Here is a 23,465-nt window from a genome sequence, read left to right on the forward strand (position 1 = left end):
GATTCGGGTCACCCACCTGGAGTGGCGCCCGCGCGCCGCCGAGGAGTTGAGCGGCCCGGCGGCGCGCGCGGCGGCGCAGGGCGCCCCGGCTGACGCCGCCCGGCTCCGACGCCCCTTGCTTCGCCTCCAGGCGGTACTCGCGAAGCGCGAAGGAGGAACGATGACCGACCCCCGCGGCTCGCAGGACCCGGACTCCCCGCGGCCCCGCCCGCAGCAGCCCGAGCAGGAGCAGCAGCACCCCGGCGGCACCGAGGAGATGGAGCCCCGCCCCGACCACGGCGAGGACTCGTACCGGGGGAGCGGGCTGCTCCAGGGGCGGCGGGCGCTGGTCACCGGCGGGGACTCCGGGATCGGGCGGGCGGTCGTGCTCGCCTTCGCCCGGGAGGGCGCGGATGTCGCCTTCACTCATCTGCCGGAGGAGCGCGAGGAGGCCGAGCGGTCGCATCGCCTCGTGACGGACGCGGGGCGCCGGGCACTCGCCGTGGAGTGCGACATCCGCGAGGAGAGCCGGTGCGCCGACCTGGTGGACCGTACGGTGGCGGAGCTGGGCGGGGTCGACATCCTGGTCAACAACGCCGCGTACCAGATGTCGCAGCCCAAGGGCATCGGTGACATCACCACGGAGCAGTTCGACCGAGTGGTGCGGACCAACCTCTACGGCATGTTCTGGCTCAGCAAGATGTGCCTGCCGCACATGGGGCCGGGTTCCGTCATCCTCAACACCACCTCGGTCCAGGGCTACAAGCCCAGCCCCCACCTCCTGGACTACGCGATGACCAAGGGCGCCATCACCACCTTCACCCAGGGCCTCGCCCAGATGCTCGCCGGGGACGGGATCCGGGTGAACGCGGTGGCCCCCGGCCCGGTGTGGACCCCGCTGATCCCCGCCACGATGCCGGAGACCGCGCACTTCGGGGAGCAGTCGCCGCTGGGCCGCCCCGCCCAGCCCGCCGAACTGGCGCCCGCCTACGTCTTCCTCGCCTCCGACCGGGCGAGCTACCTCACCGGCGAGATCCTCAACGCCACCGGCGGCACCCCGCTGCCGTGAACCGCCCCCGACGAACCGTCCCGTACGAACCGCTTGAAAGGACACCGACATGCCTGCCGGATCGAACGCCAAGCGCGAGCGCCAGTACGAGCACATCAAGGAGGGCGCCCAGCGCCGCGGCGTGGGGGAGGAGCGGGCCGAGGAGATCGCCGCCCGCACCGTGAACAAGGAGCGGGCGCGCTCCGGCGAGTCCCGCAGCGCCAGCCGGACCTCGGTCGAGGACCCCAAGTCCGCCTCCGAGCGCGGCGGTTCGCGCTCGCACTCGGGAGCCGAAGGGCCCACCAAGGACCAGCTCTACGCGGAGGCGCGGAAGAAGAACGTCGAGGGCCGCTCCTCGATGAACAAGGAGGAACTCCGCCGCGCCCTCGGCTACTGACCCGCCGCGGCCACGCCGGTCACCGGCCCGCACCCCGCAGGAAGGACCACCCGATGCGCGCACTGGCACTCGTCTGCACCCTCAGCCCGTCCCCGGAGGAATCCAGCAGCGAACGTCTGGCCCGGCAGGTCCTGGACGTCCTCGCGGAGCACGACGTCGGTACCGAGCTCGTCCGGGTGGCCGACCACGACGTACGGCCCGGGATCGGCGTGGACATGGGGGACGGCGACGCATGGCCCGCCCTGCGCGAGAAGGTCCTGGCGGCGGACATCCTGCTGCTCGCCACACCCATCTGGCTCGGCCACCCCGCGAGCCTGAGCCAGCGGGTCCTGGAGCGCCTGAACGCCGAACTCTCCGAGACCGACGAGCAGGGGCACCCGGGTACCTACGGCAAGGTCGCCGCGGTCGCCGTGGTGGGCAACGAGGACGGCGCGCACAAGGTGAGCGCGGACCTCTACCAGGGCCTCAACGACGTGGGGTACTCGCTGGCCCCCAACGCCGTCACCTACTGGGTCGGTGAGGCCATGCAGGGCACCGATTACAAGGACCTGTCCGAGACCCCGGAGGCCACGGCGTCCACCACCCGGACCCTCGCGCTGAACTCCCTGCACCTGGCGCGGCTGCTGACCACCTCGGGGTACCCCGGCAAGGCATGACCCGGACGCGACCGGACCGGACCGACGACAGGAGAGCAGCGCCATGCGTGCACTGACCTGGCAGGGAAAGCGCGAGGTACGGGTGGAGGACGTGCCCGATCCGCGGATCGAGAAGCCGGACGACGTGATCGTCCAGGTGACCTCCACCGGGATCTGCGGATCCGACCTGCACCTCTACGAGGTACTCGGCCCCTTCCTCGACCCCGGTGACATCCTGGGCCACGAGGCCATGGGCATCGTCGCCGAGACCGGGCCCGAGGTCACCGCGGTGTCCGTCGGCGACCGCGTGGTGGTGCCGTTCAACGTCAGCTGCGGCACCTGCTGGATGTGCGCCCGCGGACTGCACTCGCAGTGCGAGACCACCCAGGTGCGCAGCATGGGCACCGGCGCCTCGCTCTTCGGCTTCACCAAGCTGTACGGCCAAGTGCCGGGCGGCCAGGCCGAGTTCCTGCGCGTCCCGTTCGGCAACACGCTGCCCGTGGTGGTGCCCGGGGGCCCGCCCGACGACCGCTTCGTCTACCTCTCGGACGTGCTGCCCACCGCCTGGCAGGCCGTGGAGTACGCCGCCATCCCGCCCGGGGGCAGCGTCACCGTCCTCGGCCTGGGCCCGATCGGTGACATGGCCGCGCGGATCGCCCGCCACCGCGGGGCGGAGCTGGTGATCGGCGTGGACCTGGTGGACGCCCGCCTGGAGCGCGCTCGCGTCCGCGGCGTCACCTGTCTCGACCTGCGCGAGCACGGCGGGAAACTGCCGCACGCGGTACGCGAGTTGACCGACGGGCGGGGCACCGACGCGGTCATCGACGCGGTCGGCCTGGAGGCGCACGGCTCCCCGGTGGCCAAGGCCGCGCAGTGGGCGACCGGACTGCTGCCCGACGCCGTGGCCCGGCCGCTCATGGAGAAGGCCGGGGTGGACCGGCTCGGCGCGCTGCTCGCGGGCATCGACATCTGCCGCCGCGGCGGCACCCTCTCGGTCTCCGGTGTCTACGGTGGGGCGGCCGATCCGCTGCCCCTGCTGACCCTGTTCGACAAGCAGCTCCAGATCCGGATGGGCCAGGCCAACGTCCTGCGCTGGGTGCCGGACCTCCTCCCGCTGCTCACCGACGAGGACCCCCTCGGCGTCGACGACTTCGCCACCCACCACCTCCCCCTGAGCGAGGCCCCCCAGGCCTACGCCACCTTCCAGGCCAAGGCGGACGGCATGGTGAAGACCCTGCTCAGGCCCTGAGCGGGGCCGCAGCCGCCGGAGCGCGCGGGGCCGCCCGAGTCCGTACCCGCCGGAGCCCGCGCACCGCGGCCGCCGTACGGCGGGAGACGGTCCGGCGACCGCAGGAGGGTCCGGCGACCACGCAAGGCGAGACGGAAAGGCAGGCCCCCATGGACCGCGAACCCACGAAGTCCGCCCTCACCGGGCAGTCGGCGCTGGTGACCGGAGGGTCCAGGGGACTGGGCCTGCTGCTCGCGGCGCGCCTGGCCGCCCGCGGCAACCGGGTGACCATCGCCGCCCGGGACCCGGAGGAGCTGGAGCGGGCCGCCTCCTGGGTGGCCCGGCACACCGGCACCACCCCCACCACGCGGGTCTGCGACGTCCGCGAGGAGGAGGCGGTCGGCACGCTCGTCGCCCGGACGGCCGAGGAGCAGGGCGGACTCGACGCGGTCTTCTCCGTCGCGGGGATCATCCAGGTCGCCCCCGTCGCGGCCCTCGACCCGGAGGGCTTCCGCGCGGCGATGGACACCATGTTCCAGGGCAATGTCCACACCGCGCTGGCCGCCCTGCCCCACCTGCGCCGCAGCCCGTACGGCGGCCGGCTGGTCCTGGTGGGGTCCGTCGGGGGCCTCCTCGCGGTGCCGCATCTGGTGCCCTACTCCTGTGCCAAGGCCGCCGTCGCCGCGCTGGCCGAGGGGCTGCGCACCGAGCTGGCCGGTTCCGCGGTCAGCGTGACCGCCGCGCACCCGGGCCTGATGCGTACGGGCTCGCACCGGCAGGCGCAGTTCGGGGGCGACCGGGCCCGGGAGTTCGCCTGGTTCGCGGCGCTCTCCGGAGCACCCCTCGTCTCGATGGACGCCCGGCGCGCCGCCGAACGGATCGTGCGGGCCGCCGAGCGGCGCCGCGTCCGGCTGGTCCTCACCCCCGCCGCCCGCGCCGCCGGACTGGCCCACGGGGTGGCCCCCGTGCTCACCACCCGGGCGAGCGGGCTCGCCGCCCGGCTGCTGCCCGCCCCCGGACCCGGTGAAGACCTGCTGGCCGGGCACCGGTTGGCGGAGCCCCGGCTCGGCCGCTGGCAGGACGCGCTGCGCCGCCTCGGCAGCCGCCTCAACGACCGGGCGGCGCACCGCTTCAACCAGTAGGGCGCCGTCCCGCCGGTGCCGGTTCCTCCGGCACCGCCGCCCGCACCGCCCGAATTCCTCGGCGCGTTCATGCATAGGTGCGAAAAGCAGGGGCACCCCGGTTCTCATCGCGGCAGAACGCCCGCAACACGGCACTCCATGGACAAGCCGACGGATGCCGATTTTCCCCGTATGCCCCGAGGACAAGCAGGCAGTTGATGAGCAGCAGCGACAGCAAGAGCGACCAGGACCGGATCGGTCTGCCCGCAGCCATGCGACGAGCCGCCTCACAGCTGGCCGAACTGCTGCAGCGTGAATCCGGCGAGGTCTCGGCCGTCAAGGCGACCGACGAGGGCTGGTCCGCGCAGGTCGAGGTGGTCGAGATCGAGAAGGTCCCGGACACCATGACGGTGATGGCCTCCTACCGCGTCGAACTCGACGGGCAGGGCGAACTCCTCGCCTACGAGCGCACCAGGCGCTACGCCCGCGGCCAGATCGACCGGCGCTGAACATCCCGCCCCTCGGCGGCACCTCGCGCCCCCGCGTACCGGCGAATCCGCCGAGCGGTCGCGGCGCGGCCATGAACCCCCGAAAGGAGTCCCCTGTGACACTCGTCCAGCAGAGCAGTGCGACGAGCGGCGGTAGTGGGTCCGGAAACCTCTACGACGTACTCGAACTCATCCTGGACCGCGGTCTGGTGATCGACGCCTTCGTGCGCGTCTCGCTCGTCGGCATCGAGATACTCAAGATCGACGCCCGTATCGTCGTCGCGAGCGTCGACACCTATCTGCGGTTCGCCGAGGCCTGCAACCGCCTCGACCTGGAGTCGGGCCGCAAGGCACCGAGCCAACTCACCGATCTGGTCGGCGACATGACCGAGAACGGCGCCAAGGGCAAGTCGAAGGGCGCGCTCACCGGTGCCGTCGAGGCGGTCACCGAATCGCTCCAGGGCAAGAAGGACGACTCCGGGCAGGAAGAGGAGGCGCCGAGGAAGCGACCGGCCCGCAAGTCCTCCTCCAGCAGGCAGTCCGCCCAGCGCTCGGAGGGCTGAGCATGTCCACCTACGTGTACGCCCTCACCGGCGCCGAGCAGTCGCTGCCCCTGGACGAGTTGAAGGGTGTGGGGGAGCCCGCCGCCGCGCTGCGGACGGTGCGAGGACGTGAGCTGATGGCAGTGGTCAGCGATGCGCCCGAGCGCCTGCGCGCCAAGCGCCGGGATGTCAGCGCGCACCAGGAGGTGGTGGAGGCGCTGATGCGGGAGACCGCGGTGCTGCCGATGCGCTTCGGCCTGGTGGCCCCGGACGACGCCCAGCTGTCCGCCTCCCTGATCGAGCGGGAGGGCTCCTACCGGCAGCGCCTGGAGGAGATCGCCGGACACGCGGAGTACAACCTCAAGGCCTCCCGGGACGAGGAGGACCTGCTCCGGGAGATCCTGCGGGACTCCGAGCCGGCCCGGCAGCTCAACGAGCGCATCCGCACCGGTCAGGGCACCCACGAGGACCGGGTCGCGCTCGGTGAACTCGTCTCCGGCGAGGTGGCCGCCCGCCACCGCGCGGCCGCCGAGAGGGTCGAGAACGCCCTCTCCTCCTGCGCCGCGGAGGCCTTCCTCGGGGAGGGCGCCGAAGGCCACTTCATGAACACCTCCTTCCTGGTGCCGCAGGAGCGGGAAGCGCTCTTCCGCCAGACGGTGCGCACGACGGCCGACGAGGCGGGCGATGCGTACACCTTCACCCTGACCGGTCCGCTGCCGCCGTACAGCTTCGTCTGAACGGCCCCGCCGCCACCGGCAGTTGTCCCACGAGCGCGCGGAGGTGGTGGCCCCCATGGGCCTCCTCACGAGCATTCTCACGCTGCCGCTCGCTCCCGTGCGGGGGACGACCTGGGTTCTCGACCAGGTGATCCTCGCCGCGGAACGCGAGTACTACGACCCTGCGGTGGTCCGCCGCCAACTCGCCGATCTCGAAAGGGAGTTGACGAGCGGACTCATCGACGAGGAGGAGTTCGACCGGCGGGAGGACGCCCTCCTCGACCGCCTGGAGGAGATCGAGGCCTACCAGGACCGGATCGCCGAGGGCTGAACCGGCCGCTCCTCCTCTCCCGCAGCACCGACATCCCATCGACCGAGGTACCACGATGACCAATATCAAGATAGGCGCGGCCCTGGCAGGCGGTTACCTGCTGGGCCGTACCAAGAAGGCCAAGCTCGCCATCGGCTTCGGCATGTTCCTGGCCGGCAAGAAGCTGGACCTGGACCCCCGGGCCCTGGCCAAGACCCTCGCCGCCTCTCCCGCGCTCAGCGGCCTCAACCAGCAGGTCCGCAAGGAGCTGGTGGACGCCACCAAGTCCGCGGCCACCGACGCCCTCACCAAGCGGGTCTCCGGACTCGCCGACTCCCTCCAGGACCGTACGAAGGCGATCGGCACCGCCGACTCCTCGCGCCGTGCGGACGAGGAGGAGGACGAGGCCGGCGCCGAGGAGGACGGGCGCGCGGCCCACGGCGACGGCGGGGACGGCGAGGAGGCCGAGGAGACCCGGCCGAAGAAGACCGCCGCCCGCCGCAAGGCGCCCGCCAGGAAGACCGGCACCCCGACCCGCAAGTCCCAGGAGGGCGGCCGCCGTTCGCGCGAGGGATCCGCCTCGGTGCCGAAGGCCAGAGGCGAGGGCTCGCCCGCCCGCAAGCGGACCGCCGCCGCGGCGAAGAAGACCTCGGCCTCCGCCCGCAAGGCGCGGGGTGAGCGCAATGGCTGAGAACGCACTGGGCCGCCTGAAGGACGACGTCGTCGGCAATCCCGCGACGGACCGCCTCAAGCAGGAGCTGCAGAACTACCTCCAGGCCCGCGCCGAACACGCGGTGAGCAACCTGGGCAGCAAGCTGGGCGACGCCGCCGCGAAGTTCGGCGAATCGGGCAGCGGCCCCCTCGCGAAGGGCAGCAAGGCGCTCAGCGAGGGCAAGTCGCCCGCGAAGGCGGCCCTGACCGCCGGTGCCTCGCAGCTGAAGGACACCGTCAAGGACAAGATCAAGGGCGCCTTCGGCAAGGGCGGCAAATCGGGCGGCGGCAAGTCCAAGAGCGTGACCATCGTCGAGGACATCGACGTCGGCGTGCCCGTGCGCGAGGCCTACGACCAGTGGTCGCAGTTCCAGGAGTTCAGCACCTTCGCCAAGGGCGTCGTCAGCGTGGAGCGCGCGGACGACACCACCAGCAACTGGAAGGTGAAGGTCGCCAAGTCCACCCGGAGCTGGCGGGCCAATGTCACCGAGCAGGTCCCGGACGAGCGGATCACCTGGACCACCGAGGGCGCCAAGGGCACCGTCAAGGGCGTGGTCACCTTCCACGCCCTCACCGAGGACCTCACCCGCGTCCTGCTGGTCCTGGAGTACTTCCCCAAGGGGCTGTTCGAGAAGACCGGCAACATCTGGCGGGCCCAGGGCCGCCGCGCCCGCCTCGATCTGAAGCTCTTCCGCAAGTTCCTCATGATGCGCGGCGAGGCCACCGACGGCTGGCGCGGCGAGATCCGCGACGGCGAGGTCGTCCTCAGCCACGAGGACGCCGTGGAGGAGGAAGAGGCCCGCGCCGCCGAGGAGGAGGGCGAGGAGGGCACCGGGGCCGAGGACTCCGGCGCCGAGGAGGAGTACGAGGAGGACGAGCCCGTCCAGGACCAGGACGAGGAGCTCGCCGCCGAGGACGAGCCGCTCGACGAGGACGAGGACGAGGCCGCCTACGCCGACGAGGAAGAGGGGGCGGAGGAGGACCCCGCGGACGACGATCCCGCCTACGAGGACGAACTCGCCTACGAGGACGAGGAGGCCGAGCCCGAGGACGCCGAGGACGTCGAGGACCCCGAGGACGAGGACTCCGCCGCGGCCGAGGAGAAGTCCTCCCGCCGTACGGCCTCCGCCGCCCGCTGACCGCCCCCGTAGCAGAGCACAGACAGAAGGGACGACACCGTGTCCGACTCCTTCGCCGGCCGTCTGCCTTCCCCTTCGCGGGCGACTCCGGCCACCTCGCAGCAGGGTTCCTCGGCGAATCTCGCCGACATCCTGGAGCGCGTCCTGGACAAGGGCGTGGTGATCGCGGGCGACATCCAGATCAATCTGCTGGACATCGAGCTGCTCACCATCAAGCTCCGGCTGCTGATCGCCTCCGTCGACAAGGCGAAGGAGATGGGCATCGACTGGTGGGAGCACGACCCCTCGCTCTCCTCGCGTGCGTCCCGGGAGCGCCCCGGGTCCGTACGTTCCGCGGACGGCGCCGAAGCGCTCTCCCCGCGCGAGGAGTCCGGGTCGTCCTCGCTGCGGGAGGAGAACGACCGGCTGCGTGCCGAGCTGGACCGGCTGCGCGCCGAGAGCGGCGCGGGGCCCGCCACCGCGGACGAGGAGGGCACCCGATGAGCGGCCTGCCGCAGGAGGCACCCACCACGGATCCGGCAAGGGCCGAGGGGCCTGGGGCGTCGGACAGCGCGGCTACGGCGCCGGAGGCGGCCCACCCCGCGCCAGCGACGACCGGCGCGGCGGCTCACGTGACCGCCGCCGCGCCGGAGATGACGTACGTCTACGCCGTGGGCCGGGACCTCGCCCCCCTGGAGGAAGTCGCCGCCCGCACCCCTGGGGTGGACGGGGGTCCGCTGCGCGCGGTCCGGGACGGGGAGCTCGTCGCCCTGGTCTCCTCGGTCCCGGCCGACTCCTTCGACGAAGGCGGTCTGCATGCCCAGCTGGAGGATCTCGCCCGCCTCGAAGCGCTGGCCCGGGCCCACCACGCCGTGGTGGACGCGGCCTTCGCCGCCACCACGGTGCTGCCGATGCGGCTGGCGACGGTCTACCTCGACGATTCCCGCGCCCGCGAGGTCCTGGTCCGGGAGGCGGCCCGGCTCGGCCGCCTCCTGGACCTGCTCGACGGCCAGGTCGAACTGGGCCTGAAGGTCTACGCCGACGCCGCCGCGGCCCGGCGTCCCGCGGCGGCGCCGACCGCCACCAGCCCCGGCCGCGCCTATCTGCAACGCCGCCGCACCGAGCAGCGGCAGAGCCGGGACCTCTACCGGGAGGCCGCCCAACTCGCCGAGGAGGCCGCGCGGTTGGCGGACTCCCTGGCCCGGGCCCGGGTGGTCCACCGGCCGCAGCAGGGCGAACTGGCGGCCACCCGCGCGGAGAACATCGCCAACGAGGCGTACCTCGTGCCCGCCGGGAGCGCGGCCGCCTTCCGGGACCGGCTCACCGCCCTCGCCGCGGACACCCCGGGCGTCTTCGTCGAGGTCACCGGGCCCTGGGCGCCCTACTCCTTCACGGACTCCCCGGTACCCGAAGCCACCGGCGGACCCCGATGACGAGCGTCCACCCCGCCCCCGGCGACCGGCCCGCCGCCCACCCGGCGGCCGGTCCCCCCGTGGCGCTCATCGACCTGCTCGACCGCCTTCTGCAGGGCGGGGCGGTGCTCACGGGCGACCTGGTCCTGTCCATCGCCGATGTCGACCTCGTCCACATCGACCTCCGCGCGGTCATCCGCTCCCTCGACGCGGACAACCCCGGGCCGTGGTGAGCCCGCGCCCCGCTGACCGCACCCGATGACACCCGCCCCGTCCACGCCCCCGAAGGAGAGCCCGATGACCCAGCTCCGCGCCATGGATCCCGAGCACCGGGAGGGCGAGGATCCGCTCACCACCCTTGCGCGCAGCGCCGCCCAGGCCTTCGACCTGCTGCCCGCCGAGCCGGGGACCGGCCGGGCACCCGCCGGGGCGCGCCGGCTGGCCGCCGACCCGGAGACGGTCGAACGCGATCTGCTCAAACTCGTCCTCACTCTGGTGGAGTTGCTGCGCCAGCTGATGGAGCGCACGGCCCTGCACCGGGTGGAGAAGGAGGACCTGACGAGCGAGCAGGAGGAGCGCATCGGCTTGACCCTGATGCTGCTCCACGACCGCATGGGGGAGCTGTGCGCGGAGCACGGCCTGGAGATGGAGGACCTCAACCTCGACCTGGGCCCCCTGGGCTCGCTGCTGCCCCGCTGAACCACCCGTACCCGCCCAGCGCCCGGGCCGGAAGACCCGGGCCGCCCGAGGTTCCAGGAGAGTGAACCGTGCCCGTCACCAAGACCGTCGTCCTCGTACTCGACTGCACCGAACCCCTCGAACTGGCCGAGTTCTACGCGGGGTTACTGAACGCCGAGGCACGCCCCGGCGAGGGGAAGGACCTGGTGGAGGTCGTCGGCCCGGACGGCGTCCACCTCGCCATCCGCCGCGACCTCGGCTACGCCCCGCCCAGCTGGCCCCGTCCGGAGGACTCCCAACAGGCGCATCTGCACATCCGGGTCTCGCCCGCCGACATGGACGCCGCCGAACGCGAGGCCGTCGACCTCGGCGCGACCCCGGTGGAGGCCAGGGACAACGGCGGCAAGCACGACACCCGCCTCTTCACCGACCCCGCCGGGCACTCCTGCGCCCTCACCACCGACTAGGGCGAGCCCGGGACGCTTCGTCCGCCTGGCGGCGCCCGGCGAACCGACGTCGTAGTTCCGGCGCGCTCCCGCGCCACCGCTACGCCGGTACGGCCTCCCTGACCTCCTCGACCACGCCCTTGTCCAGGGCGGCCCGCACCAGGCCCGCCGCCAGCTCGGCGCGGTGGCCTTCGGGGACCAGGCGGCCGAGGGTGCGCGAGGTCTTCGGCAACCCGAGGCGTTCGGCGCCCTGGACCGCCTTGCCGTCGATGTACGGGGCGAACTCCGGCCAGAGATCCTGGACTTCACGCAGGAAGATGTCGGCGCCGGTCGGCCCGATGCCCGGTACCTCGCGCAGCAGCGCGCGCATCCGGCGCGGGTCGCCGTCGGCCTCGGCGCGCATCCGGCGCAGATCGCCCTGGTGGCGTTCGCGGACGAAGCGGGCGCTCTTGCCCAGCGTGGTGGCGGTGCTCTCGTCGTACCGGCGGTAGTGGCCCTCGCCGAGGGCGTCCACCCGCTGCTGCCAGCCGGCCGCCTCCATGCGCTCCGGGGTGCGCATCCCGGCGCCGAAGAGCGCACGCGCCGCGGCCACCGCCACACCGGCCCGGATGCGGGCGCTTAGCAGGGCGGCGAGGACCAGGGTCTGGTACAGCGGTTGCGGGGTGTCGCGCAGCCGGATGCCCGCCTCGTGCGCATAGGTCTCGCCGTGCGTGCGCAGCAGGGCGTCGACGGTGCGCTCGCGGGTGGTGGTGCGGGCCATCGGTGTCTCCCTTCACGGGTTGCCGGGCCTCGGCGGTGCGCACGGCGCCGCGGGGCGGCGTCAGCACCCGCCGGAGCCCCACAGGAATGGTCCCAGAGCGCCGGGCGTCCCGCAGATCCGCAGATCCACGGGTACGCAGATCCAGGGGTACGCAGGTGTGCGGGTACGCGGGCTGTCCCGGCCGGGGACCGGCCGAGACCCCCGCACCGGACCCATGAGGCCCGACCCGGGCTCGGGAATTTGGACGGGATTGCGTGCTCTGTACCCGGGTACCCGGCCGGTATGAGCGAAACCCTGCGGCTGCGCGCCGGACGCCGCACCGTGGAGATCCGGCGCCCCGGCAAGCGCCTCTTCCCCGAGGACGGACCGACCAAGGCCGACCTGGCCGCGTACCAGCTCCGCATCGCCCCGTACCTGCTGCCGGAGCTGCGCGGGCGGCCGCTGATGCTGGAGCGCCTGCCCGAAGGCGTGGGCGGCACACCGCACTTCATGCAGAAAGACACCCCGGACCACTATCCGCAGTGGGTGCACCGGGTGGAGCTGAAGAAGGAGGGCGGCACCGTCGTGCACACCCTCTGCGAGAACACGGCCACCCTGGTCTTCCTCGCCGACCAGGCCTGTCTGACCCTGCACCGCTGGCTCTCCCGGGCCGACCGGCCCGACCACCCCGACCGGCTGGTCTTCGACCTCGACCCGCCCGGCAGCGACTTCGCCGCCGCCCGGGAGGCCGCGTACCGGTTGCGCGAACTGCTGGACCGACTCCGCCTGCCCGCACGCCTGATGAGCACCGGCTCCCGTGGACTGCATGTGATCGTCCCCCTCGACGGGCGCGCCTCCTTCGACGACTCCCGGGCCTTCGCCCACGATGTCGCCGAGGTCCTTGCCGCCCGCCACCCCGACTCGCTCACCACCGCCGTCCGCAAGGAGGCCCGCGGCGAGCGCCTCTACCTCGACGTGCAGCGCAACGCCTACGCGCAGACCGCCGTGGCCCCCTGGTCGGTGCGGGCCGAGCGGGAGGCCCCGGTCGCCGTACCGCTGACCTGGGACCAGCTCGACGAGCCCGGCCTCGGCCCCCGCGACTGGTCCCTGCGCGAACTCGACGCCGTCCTCGAACTCGCCGCCCGCAAGCCCTGGTCCGGCACCTTCCGCGGCCGCTCCCTCGGCCCGGCTCGGCGGAGGCTGGAGAGGCTGCGCTGAGGGTCCGGAGTCGGCCGGCCGGCGGCGGCAGGCGGGCCGCCCCCAGGTGTGTGCACTATGGGGGCGTCGGCATCCGCAGCGGCCGCGGCCGCATGGTCCGTACACGCCCGGGCACCCTGAACCACCAGCAAAGCCCCTTCGCGCTGGAGGAATCATGAAACTCGCCCCTCTCGCCCCTCTCTACGAGCGCCGGGGACCATGGGCGACCGCCTACCTCGACACCTCGGTGGCCGACGAGTCCCTCGCCACCCGCCGCGAACTCCAGGCCCGCGAGACAGCGGAGGACCTCGCGCGGCAGGGCGCCGACGAGGCCACCTGCCGCGCGGTGCAGGAGGCGCTGGAGGCCGCCACCCACGGCGGGCCCGGCGCGGGCGTCGCGGTCTTCGCCACCGGGGGAGAGGTGGTGTACGCCTCCGGGCTGACCGCCCCGCCGGAGAGCGGGAGCCTCACCTCCTGGGCGCCGCTGCCGCATGTCGCCCCGCTGGTGCGGCTGCTCCCCGACGAGCCCGACTGCCTGGTCGCCCGCATCGACCGCACCGGCGCCGACCTGGAACTGCGCACCGCCGACCGCTACCGGCCGCTGGGCGAGGTGGCGGGCCGGGACTGGCCGGTGCACCGTACGGCCTCCGCGGACTGGTCGGAGCGCCACTTCCAGCTGAGCGTCGAGAACACCTGGAAGGAGAACGCCCGTACGGTCGCCGAGGGCATCGCGGAAGCGGTCGCCGAGACCGGTGCGGAACTCATCGTGCTCGCCGGTGACGAGCGGGAACGCCGCACCGTACGGGAGTCGCTCCCGCAGCACCTCGCGCCCTTCGCCGTGGAGACCCGGCACGGCGGGCGGGCCGCCGGTTCCTCCGAGGAGTCGCTCGACGCGGCCGTCGAGGAGGAGCAGCAGAAGTTCCTGCGGCGGCGTACCGCCGAGCAGCTGGAGCGGTTCGAGGCCGCCCGGCAGCGGCCCGACGGCCGGACCGAGGCCGTGGACGGGGTGCCCGCCCTGGTCGAGGCCGCGCGCGAGCACCGTATCGAGACGCTGCTGCTGCACCCCGAGGGCCCCGACACCTACGCCGAGGTCTGGGCCGGACCCGAACCCGACCAGCTCGCCACCCGGCGTACCGAGGTCCGCGAACTCGGCGAGCCGGAGCCCTTCGCCACCCGCGCCGACGACGCCCTGCTGCGCTCCGCGGTCACCACGTCCGCCGCGGTGGTCCTGGTGCCGGGCGGCGAACCGGAACGCGCGCCGCAGGAGGACCTCGCGGCCGACAACCGGGCCGAACGGCAGGGGAGTTCGGGCTCGGAGGCCTCCGGTGAGGTGCCGGTCGGCGGCCTGGGCGCCGTGCTGCGCTGGGCCACCGAGGGCGAGCACCCGCAGCCCGAACCCGGGACCGGCTGAGGCTGAGTCCGGCAGCGGACCGACCGACCCCCCGTCCGGGAGCGGCTGGGTTTGCGAGAACCGCGAGAGCCGTGCGACGACCGCAGGCAGAACCCGAAGAAGAGCGAACAGAACCCGGAAGTGAAAGAGAAAGAGAAAAAGAAAGAGAAAGAAGAGCGGAAGGAGACAGGACGGACCATGGCAGGCGAAGTGGAGATCCTGCGGGCGAAGTTGGCCCGGGCGAAGGCCGCGAAGAAGTGGACCGACGGTGCCGCGCTCGGCCGTGCGGCGCTCAAGGAAGAGGGGCGCCAGGAGTCGGAGGCGGCGCGCAGGGCGGAGGCGGCGGCCAAGTCCGCCCGGCGGGAGGCCCGCAACCGCCCCTGAGCCCACCGCCCGTGCCGCCCGCGCGCCCCAGGGCCCGGCGGCCGCACCCGTGACAGCAGCCCGGAAGGAGAGAGGTATGCCCGCGATCCGGGACGAAGAAGAGGAGACGGGTCCGCAGTCGAAGCCCGTGCCCCACGACCCGCCGGACCAGCAGGCCGACGCCGACAGCGAGGCGCCGGACCCGTGGGAGGGCTCGACCCCGCAGGAGGACAGCGCCCCGCCGCACAAGGACGTACCCGACACCGACGAGGCGGGCACCAGCCGCCGCAGCGAACCGTCCAGCCCGGTGGCCGACCCGCAGCCCGAAGAGCCCTCGGGGTGAGCCGGCGCGGCCCCGGGACCGCCGGCCCCGGGGCCGCTCGGCCGCCCGCCCGGGGCGAGGGCGCCGCACCGCCACGAGGAGGCCCCCGGGCCACGCGTTCGGCCGCCCGCCCCGAGAGAGGGCACTCCGCACCGCGCCCGTCGTCCCGCCTTCCGCGGAGGCCCGCACGCGCCCGCACATGTCTGGAGCAGCGCCATGAAGGTTGTCTACGTCTCCTATCCCGCCGCGGACTCCGGTGAGCGCGGCGGTGTCCTCGCCGACACCGAACGGGCCCTGGAGCTACGGCCGTTGCTGGAGAAGCACGGGCACGAGCTGGTCACCACGACGGAGACGGGCGAGGGGCTCGACCGGGAACTGGCCGCCGCGGAGGTCCTGATCACCACGCCCTTCTGGCCGGTGTACCTCAGCCGCGAGCGGATCGAGGGCGCCCCGGACCTCAGGCTCGTGATCACCGCGGGCATCGGCTCCGACCACATCGACTGGGATGTGGCGCGCGAGCACGGCATCACCGTGGCCGAGGTGACCGGCTCCAATGTGGTGAGCGTCGCCGAGCACAACGTCCTGCAGATCCTGGCGCTGGTACGCAACTTCGTCCCCGCCCACCAGCAGGTGCGCGACGGCCGCTGGGATGTCGCCGAGGCCACCGCGAAGGCCCACGACCTGGAGGGCAAGACGGTCGGCATCATCGGCCTCGGCGCCATCGGGGCGCGGACCGCGCTGCGGCTCAAGGCCTTCGACGTGACGATGCTCTACTACGCCAACCACCGCAGGTCGCCCGCGGACGAGAGCGTCCTCGGGGTGCGGTACGCGCGTCTGGACCGGCTGGTGGCCGAGTCCGATGTCGTCTGCCTGGCGCTGCCGCTGACGGACGGCAGCCGGGCCCTCTTCGACCGGGACCGGCTGGCCGCCATGAAGCCGGGCGCCTGGCTGGTCAACACCGCGCGCGGAGCCGTGGTGGACCGCGACGCGCTGGTGGCGGCGCTGGAGAGCGGCCGACTCGCCGGTTACGCGGGGGACACCTGGTATCCGCAGCCCGCTCCGCCGGACCACCCCTGGCGGACGATGCCGCACCACGCCATGACGATCCACTGCTCCGGCATGACGGTCGAGGCGCAGCGGCGCATCGCGGACGGCGTCCAGGAGATGCTCCGGGACCACCTCGCCGGGGACCCGCTGCCCGCGGACTACGTACTGGTGGATCCCGCCGCGGACTGAGGCGGTGGCGGGACGGAGGCGGTGACGGGGCCGGTCCGCCGCCGGGTACGCCTCCTCGGGCGGCCACGGCGGCGGACGGTCGGCTCCGGTGCGCTCAGGCGCCGCTCGCCGTCCAGCATGTCGTCCCGGCTGACGACCTTGACCCGCTCGCGACCCTGCGGTTCGCCCAGCGCGCGCTCATGGGCGTCGAGCCGGTACCAGTGCTGCCAGGTGGTGAAGCGCACCCCGCGCTCGCGCAGGTAGGTCTCGATCGCCTGCTCGTCGGGGGCCCCGGGGGTGGTCAGCCGGCCCGCCGCGTGGTCGTCGAGCAGGCAGGCCACGGTCTCGTTGGCGTCGCCCTTGGTGTGGCCGATGAGGCCGACGGGGCCGCGCTTGATCCAGCCGGTGACATAGGTGGACGGCAGCGGGGTGCCGTCCCCGCCGAGCACCCGGCCGGCCTCGTGCGGCACGGTGCCGGAGACCGTGTCGAAGGGCAGCTTGGGCAGCTCCTCGGAGAGGTAGCCCACCGCGCGGTAGACGGACTGGACCTCCCAGTCGCGGAAGGATCCGGTGCCGCGTACGCCGCCCTCGCCGTCCAGCTCGGTGCGCTCGGTACGCAGTCCGACGACCCGGCCGTCGGCGCCGAGGATCTCGCTCGGCGACTCGAAGAAGTGCAGATGGAGCCGGTGCGGGCGGTTGCCGACATCGCGGATCGCCCAGTTCTCCAGGGTGGAGGCCACCATGTCGATCTGCTTGTTGCCGCGTCGGGCGGTGATGGAGCCCTCGTCGTACTCGATGTCCTCGGGGTCGACGATCACCTCGATGGTGGGCGAGTGGTCCAGCTCCCGCAGTTCCATCGGGCTGAACTTGGCCTGCGCGGGCCCGCGCCGCCCGAAGACGTGCACCTCGCGGGCCCGGTTGGCCGCCAGGCCGGCGTGCACGTTCGGCGGGATCTCGGTGGGCAGCAGTTCCTCGGCGGTCTTGGCGAGGACGCGGGCCACGTCCAGGGCGACATTGCCCACGCCGAGGACGGCGACCTTCTCCGCGTCGAGCGGCCACTCGCGCGGGACGTCGGGGTGGCCGTCGTACCAGGAGACGAAGTCGGCGGCGCCGAAGGAGCCGTCCAGTTCGGCGCCGGGGATGTCCAGCGGGCGGTCGGCGTCGGCGCCGGTGGCGAAGACCACGGCGTCGTAGAACCGGTGCAGGTCGTCCAGGGAGAGGTCCCGGGGGTAGTCCACATTGCCGAAGAGCCGGACCTGCGGTTTGTCCAGTACCTTGTGCAGGGCGGTGACGATGCCCTTGATCCGCGGGTGGTCCGGGGCGACGCCGTAGCGGATCAGGCCGAAGGGGGCCGGCATCCGCTCGAAGAGGTCGATGGAGACGCCGGGCTCGGCCGCCGCGTGGGATTTGAGCAGCGCGTCGGCAGCGTAGATTCCGGCCGGACCGGCCCCGACGATCGCCACTCTCAGCGCACGTGACATGGAGCAACCTTCCCTTTGGTGAGCAAACCCGTCCCCCAAAGGTAAGGCATGCCTAACCTATCTCACGCCCGGCCCCTGTGCTTCTTACGTCACATCCGCCCCGGTCCGGCCGGGTCCGTGTCCGGAACCGCGGCGGTCCCGGCGGCTTCGACGGTGGTGAGGATCCGGGTCAGCGCGGGTCGCGGCGGGGCGGAGCCGAAGCCGAAGCGGACCGGCGGCACCACCGGACGCAGCGGGCCGAGGTCCCGGCCGTCCCAGCTCGCGCGCGCCGCGGTGATGCGGTGCACATCCCGCGCCGCGTACCACTCGCGGCGCCCGCCGCCCGCGCTGCCGCGGGTGCGCACCCCCGGCAGGAGCAGCCGGGCGGGCAGATCGCAGAGCGCGGTCCAGGTGGTGTTCGCGGCGAGAGCGGGCGGCACCGCCCGCAGCAGGGCGCCGAGCGCGGTACGCGCCCCGGGCGTGAAGCGCAGCCGCAGCGGCCCGGCGTCCACCGACCAGTCCGCCTCCGTGCGCAGGACGGTCACCGGTTGCGTACGCACCTCGTCGAAGCGGTAGGTGGCCGAGACGAACTCCGCGATCCGCGCGGAGGGGGCGAGCAGCACCCGGTGCCCGTCCGGGTGTTCGGCCATCACATCGCTGAAGGAACCCAGCGGGGAGCGCGGCCAGTGGCCGAGGACCAGGCGGGTGCCGGAGGCGGTGCCCAGGCCCGCGATCCAGCCGTGGAAGCGGAGTCGGTTCGCACGCATCCCCCCAGTCTGGACCCCGCGGGGCGGACCGGCCGCCGCGCGATTGACTACGTCAGCGCAGCTCAATTAGCGTCCGGGGCCAGGGGGTGCCGCACAGGATTTCCACGGCGCTCCCCGAGACGCGGGAGGCTCTCGCGCACGCCTGGTGCGCCCCGGGAGGGACCCGCGGCAGGGCCCGGTCCACCTCGCGAAAGGCGTCGGCCGTATGACAGAGGACTTCCTGCCCGAGCTGACCGCCGACGGGGTCATCGCGGTGATCCGGGCACCGCGGATCGCCGATGCGGCGGGGCTGTGCGCGGCGCTCGCCGAGGGCGGCATCCGGTGGGTGGAGTTCACCTTCACCACCCCCGGTATCACCGGTCATCTGCGGCGCGCGGCGAAGGAGGCCGGGAGCCGGGTCGGTGCCGGGACGGTGCTGACCGAGGTGCAGGCGCGCGAGGCGATCGAGTCGGGGGCCGGTTATCTGGTCACGCCCGGCTGCCGGCCCGCCGTCGCGGAGGCGGCCGAGGAGGCGGGCGTCCCGGTCGTCATGGGGGCGCTCACCCCGACCGAGGTCGCCCGCGCCGTGGACCTCGGCGCCGACGCGGTGAAGATCTTCCCCGCCCACGCCTTCGGCCCGCGCTACTTCAAGGACCTCGCCGGCCCCTACCCGGGCACCCCGCTGGTCGCCTCCGGCGGGGTCAGCGGCGACAACGCCGCCGCGTTCCTCGCGGCGGGGGCCCGGGCGGTGTGCGCGGGCTCCGAGGTGGTCCCGGCCGCGGCGGTCGCCGCGGGGGAGTGGGCCGAGATCACCGGGCGCGCGCGGGCGTTCATGGCGGCGGCGCGGCGGACGGCGGCCTGAGCACCGCCGCCCGCCCTGATCCGGCCGCCGGCCTGATCGGGACGGCAGACCCTAGGTGTATTGACTCGCAGGGTTGTTGACGCGGCTGATCGGTGGTTGGCCGCCGAGTGCGGTGTGGCAGCGGTGGTGGTTGTAGGTGTGGAGGAAGTCTGCCAGGGCTGCTGTGCGTTCGTCGTTGGAGGTGTAGGGCCGTAGGTAGGCCCATTCGTCGGCGAGGGTGCGGTGGAAGCGTTCGACTTTGCCGTTGGTCTGGGGCCGGTAGGCGCGGGTGAGTTTGCCGCTCGCGCCGAGGTCGGCCAGGGCCCGTTTCCAGGCCAGGCCCTTGCGGTAGGCCCAGGCGTTGTCCGTCAGCACGCGTTCGATGCGGGTGATGCCGTGGTCGGCGAAGAATGCGGCGGCCCGGGTCAGGAAGGCCGCGCAGGTCGCGACCTTCTCGTCACCATGGGCTTCGGTGTAGGCGAGTCGGGAGTGGTCGTCGACTGCGGAGTGGAGGTAGTCGAAGCCCATGCCGCGGATCGGCCGGCCGGCTTCGCGGCCGTGCACTTTGTGGCCGCCGCCGGGGATCCGGCCCAGTTTCTTGACGTCGACGTGGACGAGCTCGCCGGGACGTTCGCGTTCGTAGCGGCGGATCACCGTGCCGGTGGGCCGGTCCATCCAGGCGAGACGGTTCAGCCGGTGGCGGGTCAGTATCCGGTGGACGGTCGAGGCGGGCAGGCCGAGGACCGGACCGATCCGTGCGGGTCCCAGCTTGCGGGACCTGCGCAGGTCACAGACGCGGCCCTCCATCGCGGCCGGAGTGCGGTGCGGTGTTGTCAAGGGCTTGCTGGAGCGGTCGGCCAGGCCCGGCTCGCCCTCGGCTCGCCACCGCCGGAGCCATTTATGAGCGGTCGCCCGCGAGATGCCCATCTCGGCAGCGACATGAGCGACCGGGCGGCCGGACACGACACGTTCGACGAGCAGCTGCCTGCCGTGAACGGTCAGCCGGGCATTACGGTGGGACACGAAGACCTCCGTGTGGTGCGGTCCTAGACAGCTCCACCACACCGGAGGTCTTCGCCATGATCAAGCCCCGACAGCGTTAACAACGCTCGTGATCAATACACCTAGGGCGCCCACGGCCCCAGCATGTCCGTCATCGCGTCCGTCAGCGCGAGTTGCAGCAGCGGGCCGTACGTGATCCGGCCGACGCCGAGGCGGCGGAAGCGCTCCAGGTCGTGCTTGACGGGATGGGCCGTGGAGTTGACCGGCACGCCGACGGCGCCGGTCACCGCCGCGAGCAGCTCGTCGTCGTCCTGGATCTTCACCGGGTAGACGCTGTCGGCGCCGGCCTGCTCCAGGGCCCGCAGGCGCTCGATCGCCTCGTCGAGGACGGCGGAGGCGTCCGCGGCGTGCAGGAAGAGGTCGGTGCGCCCGTTGACCCAGACCGGGATCCCCGCGTCGTCGGCCGCCGCCCGGACACCGGCGACATAGCCCGCGTGCTCCTCGGTGCTGCGCAGGCGTCCGCCCTCCGAGTGGACGGTGTCCTCGATGTTGAGGCCGACGCCGCCGACCTCGGTGAGTCCGGCGACGAGATCCGCGGGCGTCTGCCCGTACCCGGCCTCCAGGTCCACGGACACGGGGACGTCGACCGCCGCGATGATCGGCCTGACGGCGGCGATCACCTCCTCGAAGGTCTGCCCCTCCTGGTCCGCGGCGCCGCGGGAGTCGGCCAGCGGATGGCTGCCGACCGTCAGCGCGGGGAACCCGGCCTTGGCCGCCGTCCGCGCGGACCAGACGTCCCAGACGGTCGGCAGTACGAGGGGCCGGTGGTCGGCGTGCAGCTGCTTGAGGCGTTGAGCGCGCTCAACGGTGGTACGAAAGTCCATGCCGAGGACGCTACCCCCGGATCGCCCTGCGGAACGCTCCGGCGAGGCGCGCCCCGACGACGAAAAGGCGCGGCCCGGTTGCCTGTTGGGGGCGCGCCGAACGCCTACCCGGCGGCGGGGGCCGCCGCGCGGCGGGGGCGGGCGACCAGTTCACCACCGCAGTTGGGACAGGTGTCCTGCATGGCATCGCCGCAGGACACGCAGAACGTGCACTCGTACGAGCAGATGCGGGCCGCCGAGCCCTGAGGCAGCGCCGTTTCGCATCTTTCGCAGTGGTCGCGCATCTCCAGTGCCATGACTCCCCCTACCGGTTCAGGAATTCCTCGCCCGGGTGCCGGCACCCGGGCGAAGCCGAGTGCCCATTCTCGGAACAGGGATCTTGTCCTGGAAGTGCGGACAGGGACAGCTTTGCGCGAGATCCGGCCACTGCCGGGGTGCTGGAGCAAGCCACCGGCGACTGCCGACGGCACCTCCTCGCCGCCCCCTGGACGCGAGCGGCTAGAGCAGCCGCCCCGCCTCCTGGTCCCACCTGCTGGTGAACTCGGCGCGGATCCGCTGCGACATGCTCGCCTGGGTCTCCCCGCGCTGGACGGCGACGGTCACGGCGAAGTAGGCGCAGGGGCCCTGGCGGCTGGTGTGCGTCTTGATCTCCGGGCACCAGGCGTCGCCGCCGAAGTACCGGTCGAGGGCGGCGAGCGCGGGGCCCTTGGTGGCGCCGACCAGCTGCGCGACGACCTCCGCGGAGACGGTGCGCTCGCTCTGCTCGTCGCCGACCGCGAGCACCAGCAGGAAGACCCCGCCGGGTCCGGCCGCCCCGGCTCCGGCCTCCTTGCCGCGCGCGGACTTCTGCCGTCCGAACCATCCCATGGCCGCCTCCCCTGCCCGGTCCGAGTATCGCCCCCGGCCGGGCGTACGGGGAAGTGAAGTGCCCTTCTCCCACGGGGATTTGGGCGCGTACCGCGAGAGCCGCGGAGGAGCGCCTCAGACGAACAGGCTCAGCACCGCCGCCACCGCGAAGCCCGCCACCGACAGGACCGACTCCAGTACGGTCCAGGTCCGCAGGGTGTCGCGCTCGCTGATGCCGAAGTACTTGGAGACCATCCAGAAGCCGCCGTCGTTGACGTGCGAGGCGAAGATGGAACCGGCGGAGACGGCCATGATGACCAGCGCCAGGAAGGCCTGGGAGTACGAGCCCTCGGAGAGCAGCGGCGCCACGATCCCGGCGGTGGTCACGATCGCGACGGTCGCCGAACCCTGGGCGACCCGCAGCACCAGCGAGATCAGATAGGACAGCACGATCACCGGCAGTCCCAGGCCGTTGAAGGTGTCCGAGAGGGCCTGGGCGACACCGCTCGCCTTGAGCACGGCGCCGAAGACCCCGCCCGCGCCGACCACCAGCAGGATGTTGCCGACCGGCTTGAGCGAGGCGGTGGAGACCGCCTCCAGGGAGGACCGGGACCAGCCCCGCCGCAGCCCGAGCAGGTAGTACGCGAGCAGCAGCGCGAGGCTCAGCGCCACGAAGGGGTTGCCGAAGAACTCGATCACCGAGCGGAGGGTGGAGGGGTCCAGGACGACCGAGGAGAAGGTGGCCGCGAGGATCAGTACCAGCGGGGTGCCGATGATCGCGAGGACCGTGCCGAGGGCGACCGGCTGTTCGGGCGCCACGTCCCCGGCGGAGCGCTGCTCGGCGCGGACCGCCTGCCGGGCCTCCTCCGCGGCCTCGACCATGTCCTGCGGTACGGCGACGAAGATGCGGCGGCCGATCCAGGCGGAGAAGACCCAGGCGGCGAGCACGGCGGGGATGCCGCAGACGATGCCCATCAGGAGGACCCAGCCGAGGTCCACGCCGAGCAGTCCGGCCGCGGCGACCGGGCCGGGGTGCGGGGGCAGGAAGGCGTGCGTCATGGACAGGCCCGCGAGCAGCGGCAGGCAGTACAGGAGCACGGACTTGCCGGAGCGCTTGGCCGCCGCGTAGACGAGGGGGGCGAGGACGAAGATGCCGACGTCGAAGAAGACCGGGATGCCGAAGACCAGACCGGTCAGGCCCATGGCGAGCGGGGCGCGCTTCTCGCCGAAGACGGCCATCAGGCGGGAGGCCAGGACCTCGGCGCCGCCGCTGACTTCGAGGATCGCGCCGAGCATGGTGCCGAGTCCGATGATGATGGCGACATGGCCGAGGATGCCGCCCATCCCGGACTCGATGGTGGAGACGGCCTCCGACCGCTGCACGGTGCCGAAGAGTTCGGTCACCGAGAGACCGGCCGCGAGGCCGACGGCTATGGACACCGCGAGCAGGGCCACGAAGGGCTGCAGGCGCACCTTCATGATGAGGAAGAGCAGCAGGGCGATGCCGAGGGCGGCGACGGTGAGCAGTCCCGCGGTGCCGTCGAGGAGGAGCAGCAGCCCTCCGGTGTGCGGTGGTGCCTCGGCGGGGGCGGCGGCGAGCGGATGGGTCATCAGGGGGTCCTCTTCGCGAC

At 73.1% G+C, this 23,465-nt stretch carries 29 protein-coding genes and 1 pseudogene; 22 read left to right on the top strand and 8 right to left on the bottom strand.

What is annotated here, in order from left to right; genetic code table 11:
- Nucleotides 1-160 precede the first annotated feature (160 nt).
- The 16 genes from MID12_RS30295 (at nucleotide 161) to MID12_RS30370 (ending at nucleotide 10,850) form a co-directional block, all read left to right on the top strand.
- Nucleotides 161-1,048, top strand: coding sequence for an SDR family oxidoreductase (locus tag MID12_RS30295; protein WP_263172255.1), 888 nt, complete (start codon nucleotides 161-163; stop codon nucleotides 1,046-1,048).
- 49 nt (nucleotides 1,049-1,097) lie between these two features.
- Complete coding sequence (locus MID12_RS30300; RefSeq protein WP_263172256.1) at nucleotides 1,098-1,424, top strand: plasmid stabilization protein; 327 nt, start codon at nucleotides 1,098-1,100, stop codon at nucleotides 1,422-1,424.
- A gap of 53 nt (nucleotides 1,425-1,477) precedes the next feature.
- Nucleotides 1,478-2,080, top strand: a complete 603-nt coding sequence (locus tag MID12_RS30305; RefSeq protein ID WP_263172258.1) for a flavodoxin family protein — start codon at nucleotides 1,478-1,480, stop codon at nucleotides 2,078-2,080.
- Nucleotides 2,081-2,123: 43 nt separating this feature from the next.
- On the top strand, nucleotides 2,124-3,308 hold the full coding sequence (locus tag MID12_RS30310) for an alcohol dehydrogenase catalytic domain-containing protein (RefSeq protein WP_263172260.1): 1,185 nt from the start codon (nucleotides 2,124-2,126) through the stop codon (nucleotides 3,306-3,308).
- Nucleotides 3,309-3,457: 149 nt separating this feature from the next.
- Nucleotides 3,458-4,429: an SDR family NAD(P)-dependent oxidoreductase gene (locus tag MID12_RS30315; protein ID WP_263172262.1), complete on the top strand. Its 972-nt coding sequence runs from the start codon at nucleotides 3,458-3,460 to the stop codon at nucleotides 4,427-4,429.
- Nucleotides 4,430-4,626: 197 nt separating this feature from the next.
- Nucleotides 4,627-4,917 carry a gas vesicle protein gene (locus MID12_RS30320; protein ID WP_040255282.1) on the top strand — a complete coding sequence of 97 codons (291 nt, stop codon included), beginning with the start codon at nucleotides 4,627-4,629 and terminating at the stop codon, nucleotides 4,915-4,917.
- 95 nt (nucleotides 4,918-5,012) lie between these two features.
- The gene (locus MID12_RS30325; protein WP_168538659.1) at nucleotides 5,013-5,459 is read left to right on the top strand and encodes a gas vesicle structural protein GvpA; all 447 of its coding nucleotides are present in this window, start codon (nucleotides 5,013-5,015) and stop codon (nucleotides 5,457-5,459) included.
- Nucleotides 5,460-5,461: 2 nt separating this feature from the next.
- On the top strand, nucleotides 5,462-6,175 hold the full coding sequence (locus MID12_RS30330) for a GvpL/GvpF family gas vesicle protein (RefSeq protein ID WP_040255284.1): 714 nt from the start codon (nucleotides 5,462-5,464) through the stop codon (nucleotides 6,173-6,175).
- Nucleotides 6,176-6,230: 55 nt separating this feature from the next.
- Nucleotides 6,231-6,485, top strand: a complete 255-nt coding sequence (locus MID12_RS30335; protein WP_040255285.1) for a gas vesicle protein GvpG — start codon at nucleotides 6,231-6,233, stop codon at nucleotides 6,483-6,485.
- Between the two features lie 55 nt (nucleotides 6,486-6,540).
- Nucleotides 6,541-7,155, top strand: coding sequence for a hypothetical protein (locus MID12_RS30340; RefSeq protein ID WP_263172268.1), 615 nt, complete (start codon nucleotides 6,541-6,543; stop codon nucleotides 7,153-7,155).
- A complete protein-coding gene (locus MID12_RS30345; RefSeq protein WP_263172269.1) occupies nucleotides 7,148-8,314 on the top strand; it encodes an SRPBCC family protein in 1,167 nt (388 codons plus the stop codon). Before MID12_RS30340 ends, MID12_RS30345 begins: the two co-directional genes overlap by 8 nt.
- Before the next feature lie 39 nt (nucleotides 8,315-8,353).
- Nucleotides 8,354-8,797, top strand: a complete 444-nt coding sequence (locus MID12_RS30350; RefSeq protein ID WP_040255287.1) for a gas vesicle protein — start codon at nucleotides 8,354-8,356, stop codon at nucleotides 8,795-8,797.
- A gap of 128 nt (nucleotides 8,798-8,925) precedes the next feature.
- Nucleotides 8,926-9,726 carry a GvpL/GvpF family gas vesicle protein gene (locus tag MID12_RS30355; RefSeq protein WP_263172272.1) on the top strand — a complete coding sequence of 267 codons (801 nt, stop codon included), beginning with the start codon at nucleotides 8,926-8,928 and terminating at the stop codon, nucleotides 9,724-9,726.
- Complete coding sequence (locus MID12_RS30360) at nucleotides 9,723-9,938, top strand: gas vesicle protein (protein ID WP_168538671.1); 216 nt, start codon at nucleotides 9,723-9,725, stop codon at nucleotides 9,936-9,938. Before MID12_RS30355 ends, MID12_RS30360 begins: the two co-directional genes overlap by 4 nt.
- A gap of 64 nt (nucleotides 9,939-10,002) precedes the next feature.
- Nucleotides 10,003-10,404 carry a gas vesicle protein K gene (locus tag MID12_RS30365; RefSeq protein WP_263172274.1) on the top strand — a complete coding sequence of 134 codons (402 nt, stop codon included), beginning with the start codon at nucleotides 10,003-10,005 and terminating at the stop codon, nucleotides 10,402-10,404.
- Nucleotides 10,405-10,472: 68 nt separating this feature from the next.
- Complete coding sequence (locus MID12_RS30370; protein ID WP_263172276.1) at nucleotides 10,473-10,850, top strand: VOC family protein; 378 nt, start codon at nucleotides 10,473-10,475, stop codon at nucleotides 10,848-10,850.
- 79 nt (nucleotides 10,851-10,929) lie between these two features.
- Here the strand turns inward: MID12_RS30370 and MID12_RS30375 are convergent, their stop codons facing one another.
- The gene (locus MID12_RS30375; protein WP_263172277.1) at nucleotides 10,930-11,589 is read right to left on the bottom strand and encodes an endonuclease; all 660 of its coding nucleotides are present in this window, start codon (nucleotides 11,587-11,589) and stop codon (nucleotides 10,930-10,932) included.
- Nucleotides 11,590-11,871: 282 nt separating this feature from the next.
- Here MID12_RS30375 and ligD point away from each other — a divergent pair, with 282 nt between their 5' ends.
- The 5 genes from ligD to MID12_RS30400 all read left to right on the top strand — a co-directional run bounded on the left by ligD (nucleotide 11,872) and on the right by MID12_RS30400 (nucleotide 16,076).
- Nucleotides 11,872-12,786, top strand: coding sequence for a non-homologous end-joining DNA ligase (gene ligD, locus MID12_RS30380; protein ID WP_263172280.1), 915 nt, complete (start codon nucleotides 11,872-11,874; stop codon nucleotides 12,784-12,786).
- Nucleotides 12,787-12,940: 154 nt separating this feature from the next.
- The gene (locus tag MID12_RS30385) at nucleotides 12,941-14,176 is read left to right on the top strand and encodes a Vms1/Ankzf1 family peptidyl-tRNA hydrolase (RefSeq protein ID WP_263172281.1); all 1,236 of its coding nucleotides are present in this window, start codon (nucleotides 12,941-12,943) and stop codon (nucleotides 14,174-14,176) included.
- A gap of 177 nt (nucleotides 14,177-14,353) precedes the next feature.
- Nucleotides 14,354-14,539, top strand: a complete 186-nt coding sequence (locus MID12_RS30390) for a hypothetical protein (protein WP_263172283.1) — start codon at nucleotides 14,354-14,356, stop codon at nucleotides 14,537-14,539.
- A 76-nt stretch (nucleotides 14,540-14,615) separates the two neighbouring features.
- The gene (locus MID12_RS30395; RefSeq protein WP_263172286.1) at nucleotides 14,616-14,861 is read left to right on the top strand and encodes a hypothetical protein; all 246 of its coding nucleotides are present in this window, start codon (nucleotides 14,616-14,618) and stop codon (nucleotides 14,859-14,861) included.
- A gap of 195 nt (nucleotides 14,862-15,056) precedes the next feature.
- Nucleotides 15,057-16,076 (top strand): NAD-dependent formate dehydrogenase, encoded by a 1,020-nt coding sequence (locus MID12_RS30400; protein ID WP_263172287.1) that lies wholly within the window; start codon nucleotides 15,057-15,059, stop codon nucleotides 16,074-16,076.
- Nucleotides 16,077-16,189: 113 nt separating this feature from the next.
- On the opposite strand, the pseudogene MID12_RS30405 reads toward MID12_RS30400, so the two are convergent.
- Together MID12_RS30405 and MID12_RS30410 are read right to left on the bottom strand one after the other, a co-directional pair.
- A pseudogene (locus MID12_RS30405) lies at nucleotides 16,190-17,536 on the bottom strand (FAD-dependent oxidoreductase); the annotation flags it as partial.
- 89 nt (nucleotides 17,537-17,625) lie between these two features.
- Nucleotides 17,626-18,282: a hypothetical protein gene (locus MID12_RS30410; protein ID WP_263172288.1), complete on the bottom strand. Its 657-nt coding sequence runs from the start codon at nucleotides 18,280-18,282 to the stop codon at nucleotides 17,626-17,628.
- Nucleotides 18,283-18,487: 205 nt separating this feature from the next.
- Between MID12_RS30410 and MID12_RS30415 the strand changes: the two genes are divergently transcribed.
- Nucleotides 18,488-19,123: a bifunctional 4-hydroxy-2-oxoglutarate aldolase/2-dehydro-3-deoxy-phosphogluconate aldolase gene (locus MID12_RS30415; RefSeq protein ID WP_263172291.1), complete on the top strand. Its 636-nt coding sequence runs from the start codon at nucleotides 18,488-18,490 to the stop codon at nucleotides 19,121-19,123.
- A 51-nt stretch (nucleotides 19,124-19,174) separates the two neighbouring features.
- Here MID12_RS30415 and MID12_RS30420 read toward each other — a convergent pair whose 3' ends face one another.
- The 5 genes from MID12_RS30420 to MID12_RS30440 form a co-directional block, all read right to left on the bottom strand.
- Nucleotides 19,175-20,125, bottom strand: coding sequence for an IS481 family transposase (locus MID12_RS30420; protein ID WP_263172292.1), 951 nt, complete (start codon nucleotides 20,123-20,125; stop codon nucleotides 19,175-19,177).
- A 101-nt stretch (nucleotides 20,126-20,226) separates the two neighbouring features.
- On the bottom strand, nucleotides 20,227-20,988 hold the full coding sequence (locus tag MID12_RS30425) for an isocitrate lyase/phosphoenolpyruvate mutase family protein (protein WP_263172293.1): 762 nt from the start codon (nucleotides 20,986-20,988) through the stop codon (nucleotides 20,227-20,229).
- Nucleotides 20,989-21,092: 104 nt separating this feature from the next.
- Nucleotides 21,093-21,284 (bottom strand): DUF1272 domain-containing protein, encoded by a 192-nt coding sequence (locus MID12_RS30430; RefSeq protein WP_078845308.1) that lies wholly within the window; start codon nucleotides 21,282-21,284, stop codon nucleotides 21,093-21,095.
- Nucleotides 21,285-21,486: 202 nt separating this feature from the next.
- On the bottom strand, nucleotides 21,487-21,855 hold the full coding sequence (locus MID12_RS30435) for a hypothetical protein (RefSeq protein ID WP_263172295.1): 369 nt from the start codon (nucleotides 21,853-21,855) through the stop codon (nucleotides 21,487-21,489).
- Between the two features lie 114 nt (nucleotides 21,856-21,969).
- Nucleotides 21,970-23,445 (bottom strand): GntP family permease, encoded by a 1,476-nt coding sequence (locus MID12_RS30440; RefSeq protein WP_263172297.1) that lies wholly within the window; start codon nucleotides 23,443-23,445, stop codon nucleotides 21,970-21,972.
- Nucleotides 23,446-23,465: the final 20 nt, after the last annotated feature.

It is taken from the genome of Streptomyces sp. SCSIO ZS0520, from assembly GCF_025643355.1.
In the GTDB taxonomy this organism is placed as follows: Bacteria; Actinomycetota; Actinomycetes; order Streptomycetales; family Streptomycetaceae; genus Streptomyces; species Streptomyces physcomitrii.

Coding starts and splice junctions, on each gene's coding strand:
- MID12_RS30425 (WP_263172293.1), bottom strand. CDS start 20,988: ATGGACTTTCGTACCACCGTTGAGCGCGCTCAACGCCTCAAGCAGCTG.
- MID12_RS30375 (WP_263172277.1), bottom strand. CDS start 11,589: ATGGCCCGCACCACCACCCGCGAGCGCACCGTCGACGCCCTGCTGCGC.
- MID12_RS30300 (WP_263172256.1), top strand. CDS start 1,098: ATGCCTGCCGGATCGAACGCCAAGCGCGAGCGCCAGTACGAGCACATC.
- ligD (WP_263172280.1), top strand. CDS start 11,872: ATGAGCGAAACCCTGCGGCTGCGCGCCGGACGCCGCACCGTGGAGATC.
- MID12_RS30315 (WP_263172262.1), top strand. CDS start 3,458: ATGGACCGCGAACCCACGAAGTCCGCCCTCACCGGGCAGTCGGCGCTG.
- MID12_RS30435 (WP_263172295.1), bottom strand. CDS start 21,855: ATGGGATGGTTCGGACGGCAGAAGTCCGCGCGCGGCAAGGAGGCCGGA.
- MID12_RS30305 (WP_263172258.1), top strand. CDS start 1,478: ATGCGCGCACTGGCACTCGTCTGCACCCTCAGCCCGTCCCCGGAGGAA.
- MID12_RS30295 (WP_263172255.1), top strand. CDS start 161: ATGACCGACCCCCGCGGCTCGCAGGACCCGGACTCCCCGCGGCCCCGC.
- MID12_RS30330 (WP_040255284.1), top strand. CDS start 5,462: ATGTCCACCTACGTGTACGCCCTCACCGGCGCCGAGCAGTCGCTGCCC.
- MID12_RS30395 (WP_263172286.1), top strand. CDS start 14,616: ATGCCCGCGATCCGGGACGAAGAAGAGGAGACGGGTCCGCAGTCGAAG.
- MID12_RS30440 (WP_263172297.1), bottom strand. CDS start 23,445: ATGACCCATCCGCTCGCCGCCGCCCCCGCCGAGGCACCACCGCACACC.
- MID12_RS30340 (WP_263172268.1), top strand. CDS start 6,541: ATGACCAATATCAAGATAGGCGCGGCCCTGGCAGGCGGTTACCTGCTG.
- MID12_RS30415 (WP_263172291.1), top strand. CDS start 18,488: ATGACAGAGGACTTCCTGCCCGAGCTGACCGCCGACGGGGTCATCGCG.
- MID12_RS30400 (WP_263172287.1), top strand. CDS start 15,057: ATGAAGGTTGTCTACGTCTCCTATCCCGCCGCGGACTCCGGTGAGCGC.
- MID12_RS30335 (WP_040255285.1), top strand. CDS start 6,231: ATGGGCCTCCTCACGAGCATTCTCACGCTGCCGCTCGCTCCCGTGCGG.
- MID12_RS30385 (WP_263172281.1), top strand. CDS start 12,941: ATGAAACTCGCCCCTCTCGCCCCTCTCTACGAGCGCCGGGGACCATGG.
- MID12_RS30430 (WP_078845308.1), bottom strand. CDS start 21,284: ATGGCACTGGAGATGCGCGACCACTGCGAAAGATGCGAAACGGCGCTG.
- MID12_RS30365 (WP_263172274.1), top strand. CDS start 10,003: ATGACCCAGCTCCGCGCCATGGATCCCGAGCACCGGGAGGGCGAGGAT.
- MID12_RS30320 (WP_040255282.1), top strand. CDS start 4,627: ATGAGCAGCAGCGACAGCAAGAGCGACCAGGACCGGATCGGTCTGCCC.
- MID12_RS30410 (WP_263172288.1), bottom strand. CDS start 18,282: ATGCGTGCGAACCGACTCCGCTTCCACGGCTGGATCGCGGGCCTGGGC.
- MID12_RS30390 (WP_263172283.1), top strand. CDS start 14,354: ATGGCAGGCGAAGTGGAGATCCTGCGGGCGAAGTTGGCCCGGGCGAAG.
- MID12_RS30345 (WP_263172269.1), top strand. CDS start 7,148: ATGGCTGAGAACGCACTGGGCCGCCTGAAGGACGACGTCGTCGGCAAT.
- MID12_RS30360 (WP_168538671.1), top strand. CDS start 9,723: ATGACGAGCGTCCACCCCGCCCCCGGCGACCGGCCCGCCGCCCACCCG.
- MID12_RS30310 (WP_263172260.1), top strand. CDS start 2,124: ATGCGTGCACTGACCTGGCAGGGAAAGCGCGAGGTACGGGTGGAGGAC.